Source organism: Bernardetia sp., assembly GCF_020630935.1.
In the GTDB taxonomy this organism is placed as follows: Bacteria; Bacteroidota; Bacteroidia; order Cytophagales; family Bernardetiaceae; genus Bernardetia.
Genome location: NZ_JAHDIG010000044.1, coordinates 25,047 through 40,613 on the forward strand (window position 1 = coordinate 25,047; position 15,567 = coordinate 40,613).

Below are 15,567 nucleotides of genomic sequence, written 5' to 3' on the forward strand. Positions count from 1 at the left end.
GACCCTGTTTATGATGAAATATTTGCCTTTCAAAATATTGTAGCTATAAAGAAATAAGTAAACCTTAACTAAGAAATGACTCTTGCACCCATAATTCTCTTCGTTTATAACAGACCCGATCATACAGAAAAAACGCTCACAGCTCTAGCTCAAAATGATTTGGCAAAGCACTCTACTTTATATATATATTGTGATGGCGCAAAGAAAAATGCCTCCAAAAGTCAGTTAGAAAATATAGAACAAACTAGAAAAATTGTAAAATCAGAAAAATGGAAAAATGATTTTGAAGAAATTATTATTACCGAACAAGCTCAAAACTTGGGTTTGGCTGATTCTATATTGAGTGGAGTAAATCAAGTGATTAGAAAGTATGGTAAAGTCATCGTATTAGAAGATGATATTGTAACTTCAAAAGGTTTTTTGAAGTTTATGAACGAGAGTTTGGAACTCTATAAAGAAGAAGAAAAAGTAATGCATATTTCGGGATATATGTTTCCTGCTAATTTGGAAAAGGCTATTCCAAACAACGAACACACTTTTTTCTATCGTTCTACCTCTTGTTGGGGATGGGCTACATGGAAAGATTCTTGGGATAAAATAAATACAGATACAGAATTTTTACTTTCTGAACTAAAATCAAAAAAACTATTGAATGAATTTGATTTAGACAATACCTATAAGTTTTCTAAGCAGTTAGAACTCAATATTTCAGGCAAAATAAAAACGTGGGCAATAAAGTGGTATGCTTCAGTATTCTTACAAAATGGACTTTGCTTGCATCCCAAAAAATCGCTTGTCCAAAATATTGGTTCAGACAATTCAGGGGCAAATAGTCCTAAAACAAATTATTTTTGGCATAACCAATTGGCTGATACTATAGAAGTAAAACCTATGCCGATAATAGAGAATAAACAGGTGGTAGAACAAATGAAAGTCTATTATAGAAAGTTTAAACTATCACTCTCACAAAAGATAATTAATAGACTTAGACTGTTTAGAGGAACAAAATAATGTATGAATTCAATTAGAAATTTGGCTACATAGAGTATATATTCAAATCATGAAAGTTCTTCATATTAATACATATGATAAAGGAGGTGGGGCAGAACAATTTGCCTATGATTTTGTACATCAAAGTTTTGATAAAACTATTGAAGCTAAACTAATAGTCAAAAGAAAAAAAACAGACTCCAATAATGTAGAAGTATTGTACCGTCCTTTACTTTCTCATAGTTTAGAAAAAATAGATAAAGGATTTTATAAAATTATGAAGCATACTTTTTTTTCAGACTGGAGTGTCTTAAAAAAAGTTCATTTTACTTTTCAAAATCTCCAAAAAAATGAATTTTATCAGCAATCAGATATTATACATCTACATAATATTCATTATGATTTTTTTGATTTAGAAGATTTAATAGAAATTGCTAAGCAAAAACCAATTATTTGGACATTACACGATATGTGGTCAATCACAGGAGGAGAAGCACATACTTTTGACAATGAAGGCTTCAAAAAAGGAATTGGCAAAACACCCTATAAAGCCTTCCATCCTTTATTAAATCCTGTAATAGATAGAAGACAAAAATATTTGGAGAAAAAAAAGGAAATCTATTCTCAAATAAATTCATTAAAAGGAAAACAAAAAAATAGTTTTGTATTTGTTCCTGTTTCTAATTGGCTAAAAGAGTGTTTAGAAAATGCTTATGTATATCCAAATACAGAACATAATATTTCTATTCAAACCATACAGAATGGCGTTGATACGACAGTTTTCAGAAATCTAAATCAAAGAGATTGGCAAACTAAACGAGTTTTGTTCTTCAATTCAGACAATCCATACAAAGGAGCAGAGCTTTTTGAAACTCTAATACCTAGACTTACTCAAGAAAGAGATATAAATTTTGAGTTATTTGTAGTAGGAAAGCCACTTTCAAAAAACATTTTAGCAAGTTCAAAAAATAAAATAACCCATCTAAAACCCATCTATGACAGACAGAAAATGAATGAACTCTACAATTCTGTAGATATTTTAATATTTCCTTCACGAGCAGAGAATTTTTCTTTACTGGTTTTGGAGGCAATGGCAGCAGGAGTATTCATCCTTGGCTCAACAGCTGGAGGAATAAAAGAGCAACTAGCAGATGATAGGGGAATATTATTTGAAAATGGAAATCAGAATGACCTTTTAGAAAAAATCAGTTTGGTCTTGGAAATGCCTTTAAAGCAAATCAGAGAAAAAGGAAAAACAGCTTCTTTATTTGTGAATCAAAATTGGAATGTAGAAATGATGAGAGAAAAATATTTAAAATTGTATCAAAAAACTCTCAACGACGGTTTTTAACCTCGTTGACGGTTGAAAGATTCAGACTATGAAAAAAATACAATTTACTACCCTAACAGTTGCTACCGTTTGTTACAATGCAGCCGAAGCCTTAGAAAAAACAATTCAAAATGTTGCTGCTCAGACCTACCCAAACATAGAATATTTAGTCATAGATGGAAATTCTACTGATAATACGTTGGAGATTATCAAAAAATACGAAAACGATATTTCAACTTGGATAAGCGAAAAAGATAATGGTATTTATGATGCGATGAATAAAGCCATAAAGCTGGCAAAAGGCGATTATATTCTTTTCATGAATGCTGGTGATACATTTTCAAAAGATACGATTATTGAAGCGATTTTTTTAGAAATCTATCAGAAGTTTGACAAGAAAAAAGATTTTCCAAACCTTATTTATGGAGATTATACAGTTATCAATCAAACCTTTGCTGAAACTGTACAGGCAGAGTCTTTAGAAAAACCTTGGATGGGAATGAAATTTTGCCATCAGAGTATGCTACTCAAAACAGAATTAGCTAAAAAACAGCCTTTTAGTGGAAAATATATCACTTCTGATTTTGAGCAAGTCTATGAACTCTACCAAAAAGGAATTTCGTTTTATTATTTTCCAAAGCCCATTGCTAATTTTCAAGCCGACGGACTTAGCAGTAAAAATAAGATAAAAGTACGCTTCGAATCTAAAGAAATTGTAAATAAGCACGACAAAAGCCTAAAAACAAATCTTGCCTTTTGGAAACTCATACTTTGGACGTATTTTGTAGAGACTGTTAGAAAAATTTTGCCTACTTCATTTTTTGAATCCTTAGAAAAAACTAAAACTAAAGTTTTGGGAGGAAGGAAAAAGGTCAGCAATTAAACTTATCAAAATACTTCAATCAATGAAAACAAACTTTACTTACAAATCAATCATTTTTCTCAGTTTATTCTTTTTATTTCTCTCAAACTCTGCCTTTAGTCAAAAAACTTTGAATGATTATTTCAACGACTTACAAAACTCATATAGTCAGAAAAAGTATGATTCAATGCTTTATTATGCCAAAATTTTGGACGAGATGCGACCAAATCATCCTACTGTTTTACGTTATTTGGCTTTATCACATTCATTAAATAAGCAGTCAAAAGAAACCGAAAAAACACTTCAAAAATTAGCTCTCATCAATGCTGATACTTCTATTTTGAATAATGAGGAACTCATTAGTTCACTCAAAAAATCTCAACTGAAAAAACTTCAAAAACTTTGGATAACCCAAAATCAAAAAGTAGAAACCAGCAAAACATTTCTATCTCTTCCTGCAAGACACATTGAAGGAATAGCTTTTTTTCAAAGTCATAATAATGATAAAGTTGCTTTTGCTTGTATCAACAAACCTGCTGTTGGTTTTAAGACAATGAAAGATTCTTCTTTCGTAGAAATGAAAATGCCAGTAATGAATTTGTGTTATATCAGAGAAACTCAAAAATTATGGGGCGTAATGAGCGAGCTAGAAAAATCATCGCTCTACAAAGAGGAAAACAAAGGAAAAGCAGCCATTTTTTGTATGGATGGAAATACGAATGCAATTCTCTTTGAATACGAACTTTCAGATTCTTTAGACCACGTTTTGGGAGAAATAAAGCAAGGTAAAGATGGGAAAATGTATTGTACAGACAGTCAAAACCCAATTATTTATGTTTGGAATGAAGAAACTAAAAAACTAGATGTAAAATGGACAAATCCAAAATGGCGTTCGTTGCAAGGTATTGCTTTTTCAGAAGATGGCAACTGGGCATTTGTAGCAGACTATTCTTCTACCATTTATCAAATCAACACAAAGACAGGAGAAATAACAGCCTTAGAAGCTCCTAAAGGGTTTTCTTTCAAAACCACAGACGGACTTTACCTCTACAAAAACAAACTCATTACTATTCAGAATGGAACAGTTCCAATGCGAGTGTCTAGCTTTGAGTTAGATATGGAAAATAAAAAAGTCAAGAAAGGGAAAATTTTGGAGCAACAAAATCCAAATTTCGGAGAGCCAACAAATGGCGTTTTGGTAGGAAATAAGTTCCTCTACATTGCTAACAGCCAATGGGGGAATTATGACAGAGAAAGCAAGCCTAAGGAAAACTGGAAGCCTGTCGTTGTACTGGAGGTAGAAATTGAGTAAGACTGTTGGATATTCAACTACTTAACGTGAACTTGGAATTATATTTATTGATTATCAATGAGTTATGATATTCTTAATCTTCGGTACTGCCCTTTGGGCTGACCTTGATTAAAAGTAGGTCAGTCTTGTTAGAGCAGACCGAAAATAGTTTTTATAGTGTATAGAGAAGCATGTAAGATTAGTTTTTAATCCCAAGTTCACGTTCCTTAGTCTATTTTTCACAAAAAAAACAAAAATCAAAACAAGCATTTAAAATAACAAGTTGAACTAACGTATTTGTGTATTTTTTCTTTTATAACTTTCCAACTATGAAATACTTTTTACTTCCACTATTTTTTGTATTCCTATTTTTTAATTTTTCAGCCAATACATTCGCTCAAAAGCAAAAATCAAATATTGAAGTTTTTGGCAACCTTGTAGAACAATCAACCTCTCAGCCAGTACCTTATGCAACAGTAGCTCTTTACGAGAACACAACAAAAGAACTTATCACAGGCAATACATCAGATGAAAATGGTAAGTTTTCTATTTCTACCCAAAAGACAGATTTTTATATCGTGATTAGTTTTATGGGGTATCAGACCAAAACCTTAACAGATTTTACCATTACAAATGGAAAAGTAGATGTAGGTACAATTTCCCTATCTCCAGATACCCAGCTTTTAGAACAAATTGTAGTAGAAGGAGAGGTTTCCAAGACGACGTTTCAACTAGACAAACGAGTTTTTAACGTTGGAAAAGACCTTAGTACAACAGGAGCAAGTGCTTTAGATGTTTTAAATAATGTTCCTTCTGTCAATGTCAGTATTGAGGGAGAGATTACGTTGCGAGGAAGTGGAGGCGTTCAGATTCTTATTAATGGCAAACCCTCTATTTTAGCTGATGAGTCTGGAAATGCTTTGGGAACAATTACAGCAGATATGATTGAGAGCATTGAAGTAATCACAAATCCTTCTGCCAAATATGATGCCTCTGGGACGTCAGGAATTTTGAATATCATTCTTAAAAAAGAAGAGAAAAAAGGGTGGAACGGTTCTATTTCTGCTAATACAGGTATTCCAGACAATCATAGCATTGGAGGAAGTATCAATCGTCGTACAGAAAAATTTAATCTTTTTACGCAATTTGGAGTAGGCTATCGTTCACAACCAAGAATGACAGAAGCTCGTAGTTTGAATCTGCTCAACAGAGAAACTGTTTTGAGTGATGGCGAAGAATTTAGAAATGAAACTTTTTTTAATATTACGCTAGGTACAGACTATCACTTAAACAAATACAATGTTTTTACGCTCTCTGGAAACTTTGCTTACGAGATAGAAGACCAACCTTCTGAAACCAATTTTAATTTTTTGGAAGAAAACCAACTTATCTCTAGATGGAGAAGAAATGAAACTACTGAAGCAACCAATCCCAAATGGCAATACGAATTTAATTGGACAAAGACTTTCAAAAACAATGAAGACCACACTTTTCAGATGAGCGCATTAGGAAGTTTTTTTGGAAAAGACCTTTCTTCACAGTTTATTGATACAACTTTAGAAGGGGAAAACGTAGATAGTAATCAGCGCACAGCCACCACTTTTCAGCGTGCTGATTATACATTTAAAGCTGATTATACCAATCCAATTTCAGAAAATTTTACTTTTGAAACAGGAGCTTTATACGTGATGAATAGTGTAGGAAATAATTTTGAGGTAGAAGATTTTGTAGATGGAGAATACGTTCCCAACTTAGACTTTACCAACGATTTTGAATGGAATCAGAATGTGTTGGGTGTATATGCCACAGGAGCTTTTGAAAACAAGATTTGGGGCATTAAAGCAGGTTTGCGTGTAGAAAATACAGATTTACAAACACTTTTAGTAACGACTGATGAAACTAACTCTCAAAACTTCACCAATCTTTTTCCAACACTACATACTTCTTATACGGTTTCAGAGAATTTTGCATTACAGGCAGGTTATTCTAGGCGTATTTTCAGACCAAGACTTTGGGACTTAAATCCATTTTTTAATATTCGTAACAACTTTAATATTCGTGCAGGAAATCCGAACCTTCTGCCAGAGTTTACAGATTCTTATGAAATAACCAGTATTTATGAGTTGGGTAAGGCTTCTATGAGTTCTAGTTTGTATCATAGATATACAACAGATGTGGTAGAGAGAGTTTCTACCTTTGAAGACAATGTTACTTTTACTACGCCTGAAAATATTGGTACAAACTCTGTCATTGGTTTTGAAACTAATGGAAGATACCGTCCTGTAAAATGGCTTACCTTGAATGGAAATTTCAATTATGTTTATTTTGATAGAGAAGGGGTTTTTGAAAACCAAAATTTTGATTTTAAAGGCGACAGATGGTCAGCTCGTTTAGATACAAAAATAAAACTTCCTGCTGATTTTGATTTAGAATTAACAGGAGACTATCGCTCTGGATTTGAAACTGTACAGGGCAAACAAAGTGGATTTGCTTTTATGGATATTGGCGTACGTAAAAAATTCAGCAAAGGAAAAGTAGTTACTAGCTTAGGAGTAAGAGATGTTTTTGCTTCTAGGATACAAGAAAATTTTGTTAATCAATCTACATTCGAAACGTATAATTTTGGAATGCGTGGACGCTTTATCACTTTTGGGGTAAGCTATGCTTTTGGAAAGGGTGAAGCAATGACCTACTCTGGTAGAAGGCATTAATTAAAGACATAAAAAAAGGAATTTGATTGATTTCAAATTCCTTTTTTTAGAACTTATCACTAATCATTTATCATTAAAAATTATTCTTCCGTTCCTGCTGCTGCTGCCAAGCGTTCTGCATTTTCAGCTATTTTTAGCTCTTCTATAAAAGAACCAATATCTCCATCCATTACATTAGGTAAGTTGAAAACACTAAAGTTAATTCTATGGTCAGTAACACGTCCTTGCGAATAGTTATACGTTCTGATTTTGTCTGAACGGTCGCCACGTCCTACCATCGAACGGCGAGCTTCTGATGTTTCGTTTTGTTTCTTTTGAAGTTCCATATCATACAGACGAGCTTTCAATACTTTCAAGGCTTGGTCATAGTTTTGAAGCTGCGAACGTCCATCCTGACATTCTACAACCAAACCAGAAGGAATATGCGTCAAACGAATAGCTGATTCCGTTTTGTTTACGTGCTGCCCACCTGCACCAGAGGCTCTAAATGTATCTTTTTTGATGTCGCCCATATCCAAATTTACCTCTACGGCATCTGTCTCTGGCAAAACAGCTACTGAGGCAGCCGAAGTGTGTACACGCCCTTGACTTTCCGTATCTGGAACACGCTGCACACGATGCACTCCAGATTCATATTTTAGTTGCCCGTAAGCTCCACTACCTGTTACAGAAATGACAATTTCTTTATAACCTCCTGCTGTGGCTTCACTAAATGAAATAATGTCCCACGTCCATTTCTGAACCTCTGCATATCGTTGATACATTCGGTACAAGTCTCCAGCAAAAATACCTGCTTCATCTCCTCCTGCTCCTGCACGAATTTCAAGAATTGCATTTTTGTCATCATCTGGGTCTTTTGGAATGAGAAGTGTTTTTATTTCATTTTCCACTTTTTCTTTTTGTGGCTCTAATTCTTCCAACTCCTGTTTTGCCATCTCTCTAAATTCTTCGTCTTTTTCTTCCTTCAAAACAGTCTTTGCGCCTTCAATATTTCCTAGTATTTTTTTATACTCTTCGTATTTATTATCAATTTTTTCTAAGTCTTTGTATTCTTTGCTTAGGGCTGCATAATTTTGCATATCACTCATCACATCAGGATTCATCATTTCCTCACGTACGTCGTGAAAACGTTTTTTTATTTCTTCTAATTTGTCTAACATAGCAAAGGTATATTTTAAAAATTACTCTAATTGGTTTTTAATAAGTAAGCCAATAAAAAGTAAAAAGGTTTCTTTTGTCTTTTGAAAATAAACCACAAATATACTAATAATAATTGTAGTCTATCATAGTTTAGAGAACAGGATATCGAAATATATTTTTTGCCATTTGAGCTAAAAAAATGATTTCTTCAAAGTTTATTATTTGGCTCTTTCGCCTTTGGGAACAGCAAAATGAATTATAAAAAAAAGTAAAATAGAAACACTTATTCCGAATAAATTGGCATCTAATCCAAAGGGTAGTTTTAGATTATCCATTTTTTGTAGAAGTATCAAGACAAGTGTTGTTGTTCCTCCTCCAATCATTGCTGTTAGAGCAGCTAGTGGACTAGGATTTTTTACAATAAGCATTGCTACCACAGGAACAAAAAGTCCAGAAACCATAAAAGCATACGAATAGAGCATCAGTTCCAATACATTTTGCATTTTTAGAGCAAGCAAAATTGCAAATGCCCCAATAACAAATGTCAAGACTTGAGAAAGCACTAAATTACTTGCTATTTTTTTCTTGAAACGACCAATTACATCTGTCATCAGATTTCCAGAGGCAGCCATAAGACAGCTATCAGCTGTGGACATAATGGCAGAAAAATAAGCTGAAAGCATAAGTCCCATTAAACCTACTGGAAGCATTGTTCTCAGAAGAAGTGGCAATCCCATTTCATTGTCTAAAGGATTTGTATCCATTGTTGCTACTGAAAAACCAGCCTCTGCAAAAGCACCTTGAAAATAAGCTACCTTAGCAAACATACCCAACAAAACACCCATAAAAGCCATAAAAGGATATTCGAAAACACCAGCAATACGCCACGCACGAATTGCCGTTTTTTCATCTTTAGCAGAATAAATACGCTGATAGAGTGTCATTCCGACAAACCAAATGGGTACAATCGTGATAAACCAATTTATGATTTGAGAAACTGTAATATTTCCTAAAGAAAGCATCTCTGAAGGAAGTGCAGCCTGTATTCCTTCTATTCCACCAATAAAAAAATATCCCATTGGTAAGCCAATTCCGACAAGTCCAGTCAGAAGTATTATCCATTGTACAGTATCGGTGTAAATAACAGCTTTTATTCCTCCAAAAACAGTATAAAGCACAGCCACTACGCCCATTGCCCAAACAGCTTGTTCTAGCGTGATAGCTGTTGGAAAAGTTGCTGAAGCAAGTTTTGCCCCTGCCAAAATCTGACTACTAGAAAAACCAACATACCCGATAAGAGAAATAATTCCTGCTGCAAGTGCAACATCTTTTGTATAGTAATGCTCAACAGCTTGTGGAAAACTAAGCAACTTCTTTTTTCGTGCTATCGGATAGACTTTTGGAATTAGATAAACAGCACTAAGCCACGCCCCTAAAAGTCCAGTAAAAAGCATCCAACTTCCTGCAATTCCGATAGAAAATCCCAAACCTCCTAAGCCAATGGAAAAGCCTCCCCCTACATCTGTTGCTACTACAGAAAGTCCGATATGTCCTGCTGAAAGTCCACGCCCACCAACATAATAGTCCTCATCTGATTTGTTGGAGCGATAAAAATAAAAGCCAATCGCCAGTAGTGCAATAAAATAAATAATAAAAATCGTAGTGTCTATCCAGTGTAAATCCATTAAAAAATTGTCTTTTGTTTGATGAAAGCCAAAATTTCAAAGGTAACGAAAATTATAGGGAGATGCCAGTTTTATAAAAATAGCTATTAGCATAGATTTTGTCTTATACAAAAACATCTAAAAAATAAAACAACTTAGCTAGTAATTTACTTTTCTAATAAAAATACTGTACTTTTGCACTAACAAATCTGTTTATCAGAACTCTTAAAATAAATCAACTATGTTAAATACACTTCTTTTCATCGGTGGACTTGGAGCTTGGGAAATTGCTCTCATTATGCTTATTGTCCTTGTTTTCTTTGGCGCAAAACGCATTCCCGAACTGGCTCGTGGAGTTGGACGTGGAATCCGTGAATTTAAAGATGCAACTAGCGAAGTGAAAAACTCAATAGAAGCAGAAAGCAAAAAAGAAGAAATTGCTAAAAAAGACGCTTAAATATAGAATAGACTTCTAGTCTGTTCAAAACACAAAATAAATAGAATACGAAAGAAAGTATAGAATTGACAAGATTCTTATAGTTTTCTTTCGTATTTTTGTTTTTTGTTAAAATTACTGACAGATTTTTTATAAAAACAATGTCAGAAACGAATTAAATTCGTAATTCATAATTGAACCATTCGTAATTAGCTTCGCTGATTATTTTATAATTCGTAATTAGATTGAAAACATATATAGATTCCTTCGCTTCTGTTCAGAAAGCCCTTCAAGACAAAAAAACTACTTGTGCAGAACTAGTAGAAAATTATTTGAAAGTCATTCACGAAAAAAACCCTTCTCTAAATGCTTTTTTAGAAGTTTATGACGAAGAGGCAAAAGCACAGGCAAAACTCGTCGATGAAAAAATCCAAAATGGTACGGCTGGAAAATTAGCTGGAATGATTGTAGGATTGAAAGATGTATTGTGTCATAAAGACCATAAACTTAGTGCTTCTTCAAAAATGCTAGAAGGCTTTGTTTCTCAATTTGATGGAACTGCTGTAGAAAGGCTTTTGAAAGAAGATGCTATCGTGATTGGTCGTCAAAACTGTGATGAGTTTGCGATGGGGTCTTCCAATGAAAACTCTGCTTTTGGAGTAGTAAAAAACGAAGTAGGAAATAACCGAGTTCCAGGGGGAAGTTCTGGAGGTTCGGCTGTGGCTGTACAAGCAGGAATGTGTATGGTGTCGCTTGGTTCAGATACAGGTGGTTCGGTGCGCCAACCTGCTGCTTTTTGTGGAATTGTAGGGTTAAAGCCTACCTATTCACGTATTTCTCGTTATGGTTTGATTGCCTTTGCTTCGTCGTTTGATAGCATCGGAATTTTTGCCAACAACGCTGCTGATGTAGCTATTACATTGGAAGTAATTGCAGGGAAAGACGACAACGACAGTACAGTTTCTCAAAAAGAAGTTCCTGCTTATTCAGAAATAGTAAACACAGGAGTAGAGAAAAAGCCAAAAATTGCTTATTTCAAAGAGACTCTGCATAGTGAAGGATTAAGCGAAGAAATAAAAGCTGCCACAGTTGCCAAATTAGAAAAGCTAAAAAATGAAGGTTACGAAGTAGAAGAAGTTGATTTCTCACTTCTAAAATATGCTTTGCCAACATATTATATTCTCATTACAGCAGAAGCAAGTACAAACTTATCAAGATACGATGGTGTTCGTTATGGTTTCCGTAGTCCGAATGTTACGGATTTGGAATCTATGTACAAAAAAACACGTACAGAAGGTTTTGGCAAGGAAGTCAAGCGTAGAATTATGTTAGGAACGTTTGTTTTGAGTGCCAGTTATTACGATGCGTATTTTACAAAAGCTCAAAAAGTAAGGCGCAAGATACAAGAAGCAATGAAAGAAGTATTTAAGCAATACGATTTTATTATTTCTCCAACTACGCCAACTACAGCTTTTGAAATTGGAAAATACGAAGGCGAAACGGTAGAGCTGTATTTAGCTGACTTGTTTACTGTTCCTGCTTCTGTGGTCGGAATACCTGCGATTTCTATTCCTAACGGTACAGACAAAGAAGGCTTGCCTATCGGACTTCAAATTATGGGAGATTATTTTTCAGAAGACAAACTCTTAGCTTTTTCAAATGAGTTGATGAAGTAAATTAATGTCGTTGGTGGAGAAACCAACAACGGCAAGTTTATAATAGAATTTCTAAAGAATCGTTTAAGTAATTACTTGAACGATTTTTTTTTGTTTTGTAGATGGTATTATAATAAAGTATGATGAGGAATATTGTTTCTTGATGAAGACATCAATAATGGATGTACGACAAATTTCCCTGTTTACAGAACATTCAATATTTCGTTGCTCTGCAACTCTATTTTTTGTGCTTTTTTATTCTACCAACAGAACGTTGCTCTGCAACTTGTGTTTTACATAAAAGCTAATAAAAACGTATTTTCTATCAGAGAAAGTATAGTAAAAAGTTGCAGTGCAACATCATATTTATAGAACCAATTATTCTATTTTATTTAAAAGTTGCAGCGCAACGAAATGTAAAAGCTGTTTTTTAATATAAAAAACCAAAAAGGGGATTTTTGTCGTACACCTACAAATACAACTCTTAACCTTCAAATTTCGTATATTTGTATGAAAGACAGTAACCGAAGTCGTTTTTGGGCGTGAGTAGTTGGGCTTTTAATCAGCATGACTACGTCGGTAAGATTTTTTTTAAAGCCTTCTTTAGCTAATTTTTTAGTTAGTAGAAGGCTTTTTCTTATACAGTATTTGAAGCATAATTTTATGATTTCAGAAAATAAAGCCCATAAAAAAAGCCCTTACAAATTTGTAAAGGCTTTTTTCTATCTTTCAATTATGAAAATCTCAAAGTATCACAACTACTAGAAAAGTAATAAATAATAATCTGTTAAGATTTTGCTCCTTCTCTTGGGCTCGAACCAAGGACCCTCTGATTAACAGTCAGATGCTCTAACCAACTGAGCTAAGAAGGAGTGTTTTTTTATTTTGGTTTCACAAAGGTAGTAATTGTTTTTGTAAAAGCAAAATATTTTTTTTTAATTATTTTAAATGAGTTTTTTTATTTTAGAACATATCTTCTTTGCTTTTAAGAAAATAATAATGTTCTGTTTTTCTCATTTGCTGATGCAAAGGTAATACGTTTTTCAAAAATACACAAGCATTTTAAAAACTTTTTTTTGTTTTTTTTATGCAAAAGAAACACTTGATTTACTATTTGTTTGAAAACCAACACATTAATCAAATAATTAAATACAGAAAAGTTTTGATTGTATTTGAAAGCCTAACCTATTTGCGACAAAATAAGTTCAAATTGCTTCTTCAACACAGGAATTTCTCTATTTGCTGTTACCCAAACCAATTCATAATTGATGCCCAAGTATTCGTGTACCAATACTTTGTGTAATCTCTCAATGGCTTCCCAATGGATTTGAGGGTAATCATCTTTTAACCTATCAGAAACTTGTTCTGTAATTGCTCCAATAATCTCTAGCTGTTTTACAGTTGCAATACGCATCATCGAATTATTGAGAAAATCTTCGTGTGAAGCATCTCTGACATAACTTTCGATTTCGTACATAGACTCTAACACACTTTGTATGCGTGCGAAGTCTGTTTTGCTCTGACTCATAGGGATTTTTTAGATTGGTTGCAAGGGATATTTTTGAGAACAGACTAATGGTAGTTTGTAAAGATAAAATCTACTTATATGTATTTTGTTACGAAAAATAGAGAACAAAACGGATAATTTGGTTTTTCAATATTACAAAACTTCTAACAAAATACAGTATGGAAAGCTGTTTTTAACTTCTTTGGTCTCAAAAATAGTAATTTCAATGCACAAAAAGTAATTTTGTTGGTATTCAATTTTTCTTCGCCCTTATTTTTCTAACTGTATGACTACTTATTCTGCTTCCTATCAAAAACATCGTCTTAAATTTCGCTTTTTGGCAGGTACTTCTCGTGGCACAATGAGAGAAAGAGATACCTACTTTGTGTATTTATCTAAAAAAAACAATGATAAGGTGGTAGGAACTGGAGAAATTTCGCCTCTCTTTGGACTAAGTATTGATTTTCTTCCTCATTTGGAAAACATCATTCAAGATATTTGTAAACGTATAGAAAACACAGCTATTTCTACGCTTGAAGACATCTTTAATTTGATTCCTGCTTCTTTGCCTGCCGTTCGTTTTGGTTTTGAAACAGCTTTTTTAGACTTAAAGAATGGAGGAAAACGAATTATTTATGAAAATGATTTTTCGCTACACCAAAAGCCAATTCCTATCAATGGTTTGGTTTGGATGGGAGATTTTGACTTTATGAAAAATCAGCTAGAAGAAAAGCTAGAACAAGGGTTTTCTTGTATAAAATTGAAAATTGGAGCGATAGATTTTGAAAAAGAGTGTAGATTATTGGAGTCTATTCGTAAGCGTTTTGATGAAAAAAAAATTACCATTCGTGTAGATGCAAACGGAGCATTTTCTCCTAGTGAAGCCTTAGAAAAGTTAAAAATTTTATCAGAGTATGATATTCATTCTATCGAACAACCCATTATGGCAAATCAGTGGTTTGAAATGAAGAATCTTTGTGCCAAAACTCCTCTGCCGATTGCCCTTGATGAAGAGCTTATTACACTTACAAATTTGGAAGATAAGAAGCGAATGTTAGATTACGTTGAGCCACAATTTTTAATTTTTAAACCTACACTTTTGGGAGGTTTGAAAAAAACATCAGAGTGGATAGAGCTTTGCAAAGAAAGAAACATTGATTGGTGGATAACATCGGCTTTAGAATCCAATATTGGTTTGAATGCTATTGCGCAATTTGTAGCCAATTATAACCCCACACTTCCACAGGGGTTAGGAACAGGGAAATTGTATCATAATAATGTAGAATCTCCTTTAGAGATTCAAAATGGACATATTTTTTTGAAACATGAAAAATAAAACCTAGCTTTATTCTTATGTTGGTTCAGAAGAAATACTCAAAACAGCTAATTTTAACTTTAAAGGATACAAAGTTTCAGATGTCAATGACATTATTGATTGGATAGAATCAACCTCACAAGAGATTATCAATCATAGTGTAACAGCCACTTTTATCATTAGTGAAAATCAAGAACTTTTTATAAACGACAGACATTCCGAACACGTAGTGTGTGCAGGAGGAAAGAAAGTTCTTTCAGCAGGAGAAATTTCGTTTATGATAGATAAAAATGATATTTCAATTAGTGAAATAAGCAATCAGTCGACAGGGTATTGTCCTAAATCAGAATCTTGGATAGAAGTCAATAAAGTTCTTCAAAAAATTGGAATAGATTATCCAGATTATTTTACGACTGCTTTTGAGTTTAGACTTTGTACTAGTTGTGGAAGTATTAATTTAGTAAAAGACGATTTTTTTGTGTGTCAAGTTTGTGGAACTGAACTGGACAAGGAATGGAATTTTGATAAAAAATAATAGAAAAAACAGACTGTAATAATCGCCAAAAAGGGATTATCCCACGAAGTGTGTAAGTAGGAAGTACCATAGTTTTAAATACCGTTGAATTCTATGACAAAATCAATTTATTTTGATAATTTTCTTGATAT

The 15,567-nt window shown here is 33.4% G+C and carries 12 protein-coding genes and 1 tRNA gene; 9 read left to right on the forward strand and 4 right to left on the reverse strand.

Annotated features, from left to right (window positions below; all coding sequences use genetic code 11):
• Positions 1-75: 75 nt before the first annotated feature.
• The 5 genes from QZ659_RS12950 to QZ659_RS12970 all read left to right on the forward strand — a co-directional run bounded on the left by QZ659_RS12950 (position 76) and on the right by QZ659_RS12970 (position 7,184).
• Positions 76-1,011, forward strand: a complete 936-nt coding sequence (locus QZ659_RS12950) for a hypothetical protein (RefSeq protein ID WP_291726247.1) — start codon at positions 76-78, stop codon at positions 1,009-1,011.
• Positions 1,012-1,060: 49 nt separating this feature from the next.
• Positions 1,061-2,341, forward strand: a complete 1,281-nt coding sequence (locus QZ659_RS12955) for a glycosyltransferase (RefSeq protein ID WP_291726248.1) — start codon at positions 1,061-1,063, stop codon at positions 2,339-2,341.
• A gap of 28 nt (positions 2,342-2,369) precedes the next feature.
• Positions 2,370-3,203: a glycosyltransferase family 2 protein gene (locus QZ659_RS12960; RefSeq protein ID WP_291726249.1), complete on the forward strand. Its 834-nt coding sequence runs from the start codon at positions 2,370-2,372 to the stop codon at positions 3,201-3,203.
• Between the two features lie 109 nt (positions 3,204-3,312).
• Positions 3,313-4,494: a YncE family protein gene (locus QZ659_RS12965; RefSeq protein ID WP_291726250.1), complete on the forward strand. Its 1,182-nt coding sequence runs from the start codon at positions 3,313-3,315 to the stop codon at positions 4,492-4,494.
• Between the two features lie 308 nt (positions 4,495-4,802).
• Positions 4,803-7,184 (forward strand): outer membrane beta-barrel family protein, encoded by a 2,382-nt coding sequence (locus tag QZ659_RS12970; RefSeq protein WP_291726251.1) that lies wholly within the window; start codon positions 4,803-4,805, stop codon positions 7,182-7,184.
• Positions 7,185-7,264: 80 nt separating this feature from the next.
• Here QZ659_RS12970 and prfA read toward each other — a convergent pair whose 3' ends face one another.
• Positions 7,265-8,344, reverse strand: a complete 1,080-nt coding sequence (gene prfA, locus QZ659_RS12975) for a peptide chain release factor 1 (protein ID WP_291726252.1) — start codon at positions 8,342-8,344, stop codon at positions 7,265-7,267.
• Positions 8,345-8,542: 198 nt separating this feature from the next.
• A complete protein-coding gene (locus QZ659_RS12980) occupies positions 8,543-10,009 on the reverse strand; it encodes a sodium:solute symporter family protein (protein ID WP_291726253.1) in 1,467 nt (488 codons plus the stop codon).
• A 220-nt stretch (positions 10,010-10,229) separates the two neighbouring features.
• On the opposite strand from QZ659_RS12980, the gene QZ659_RS12985 reads away from it, so the two are divergent.
• Both QZ659_RS12985 and gatA read left to right on the forward strand, forming a co-directional pair.
• Positions 10,230-10,445: a twin-arginine translocase TatA/TatE family subunit gene (locus tag QZ659_RS12985; protein WP_291726254.1), complete on the forward strand. Its 216-nt coding sequence runs from the start codon at positions 10,230-10,232 to the stop codon at positions 10,443-10,445.
• Positions 10,446-10,669: 224 nt separating this feature from the next.
• On the forward strand, positions 10,670-12,100 hold the full coding sequence (gene gatA, locus QZ659_RS12990; protein WP_291726255.1) for an Asp-tRNA(Asn)/Glu-tRNA(Gln) amidotransferase subunit GatA: 1,431 nt from the start codon (positions 10,670-10,672) through the stop codon (positions 12,098-12,100).
• A 777-nt stretch (positions 12,101-12,877) separates the two neighbouring features.
• Here gatA and QZ659_RS12995 read toward each other — a convergent pair.
• A tRNA-Asn gene (locus QZ659_RS12995) sits at positions 12,878-12,951 on the reverse strand.
• A 308-nt stretch (positions 12,952-13,259) separates the two neighbouring features.
• Positions 13,260-13,607, reverse strand: a complete 348-nt coding sequence (locus QZ659_RS13000; protein WP_291726256.1) for a DUF86 domain-containing protein — start codon at positions 13,605-13,607, stop codon at positions 13,260-13,262.
• Between the two features lie 265 nt (positions 13,608-13,872).
• On the opposite strand from QZ659_RS13000, the gene menC reads away from it, so the two are divergent.
• Both menC and QZ659_RS13010 read left to right on the forward strand, forming a co-directional pair.
• Positions 13,873-14,922 (forward strand): o-succinylbenzoate synthase, encoded by a 1,050-nt coding sequence (menC, locus tag QZ659_RS13005; protein ID WP_291726257.1) that lies wholly within the window; start codon positions 13,873-13,875, stop codon positions 14,920-14,922.
• Between the two features lie 208 nt (positions 14,923-15,130).
• Complete coding sequence (locus QZ659_RS13010; RefSeq protein WP_291726258.1) at positions 15,131-15,436, forward strand: hypothetical protein; 306 nt, start codon at positions 15,131-15,133, stop codon at positions 15,434-15,436.
• Positions 15,437-15,567 lie beyond the last annotated feature (131 nt).

Excerpts from the sequence above, each read along its gene's own strand:
- QZ659_RS12950 (WP_291726247.1), top strand. The coding sequence starts at position 76 with ATGACTCTTGCACCCATAATTCTCTTCGTTTATAACAGACCCGATCAT.
- QZ659_RS12955 (WP_291726248.1), top strand. The coding sequence starts at position 1,061 with ATGAAAGTTCTTCATATTAATACATATGATAAAGGAGGTGGGGCAGAA.
- QZ659_RS12960 (WP_291726249.1), top strand. The coding sequence starts at position 2,370 with ATGAAAAAAATACAATTTACTACCCTAACAGTTGCTACCGTTTGTTAC.
- QZ659_RS12970 (WP_291726251.1), top strand. The coding sequence starts at position 4,803 with ATGAAATACTTTTTACTTCCACTATTTTTTGTATTCCTATTTTTTAAT.
- prfA (WP_291726252.1), bottom strand. The coding sequence starts at position 8,344 with ATGTTAGACAAATTAGAAGAAATAAAAAAACGTTTTCACGACGTACGT.
- QZ659_RS12980 (WP_291726253.1), bottom strand. The coding sequence starts at position 10,009 with ATGGATTTACACTGGATAGACACTACGATTTTTATTATTTATTTTATT.
- QZ659_RS12985 (WP_291726254.1), top strand. The coding sequence starts at position 10,230 with ATGTTAAATACACTTCTTTTCATCGGTGGACTTGGAGCTTGGGAAATT.
- QZ659_RS13000 (WP_291726256.1), bottom strand. The coding sequence starts at position 13,607 with ATGAGTCAGAGCAAAACAGACTTCGCACGCATACAAAGTGTGTTAGAG.
- menC (WP_291726257.1), top strand. The coding sequence starts at position 13,873 with ATGACTACTTATTCTGCTTCCTATCAAAAACATCGTCTTAAATTTCGC.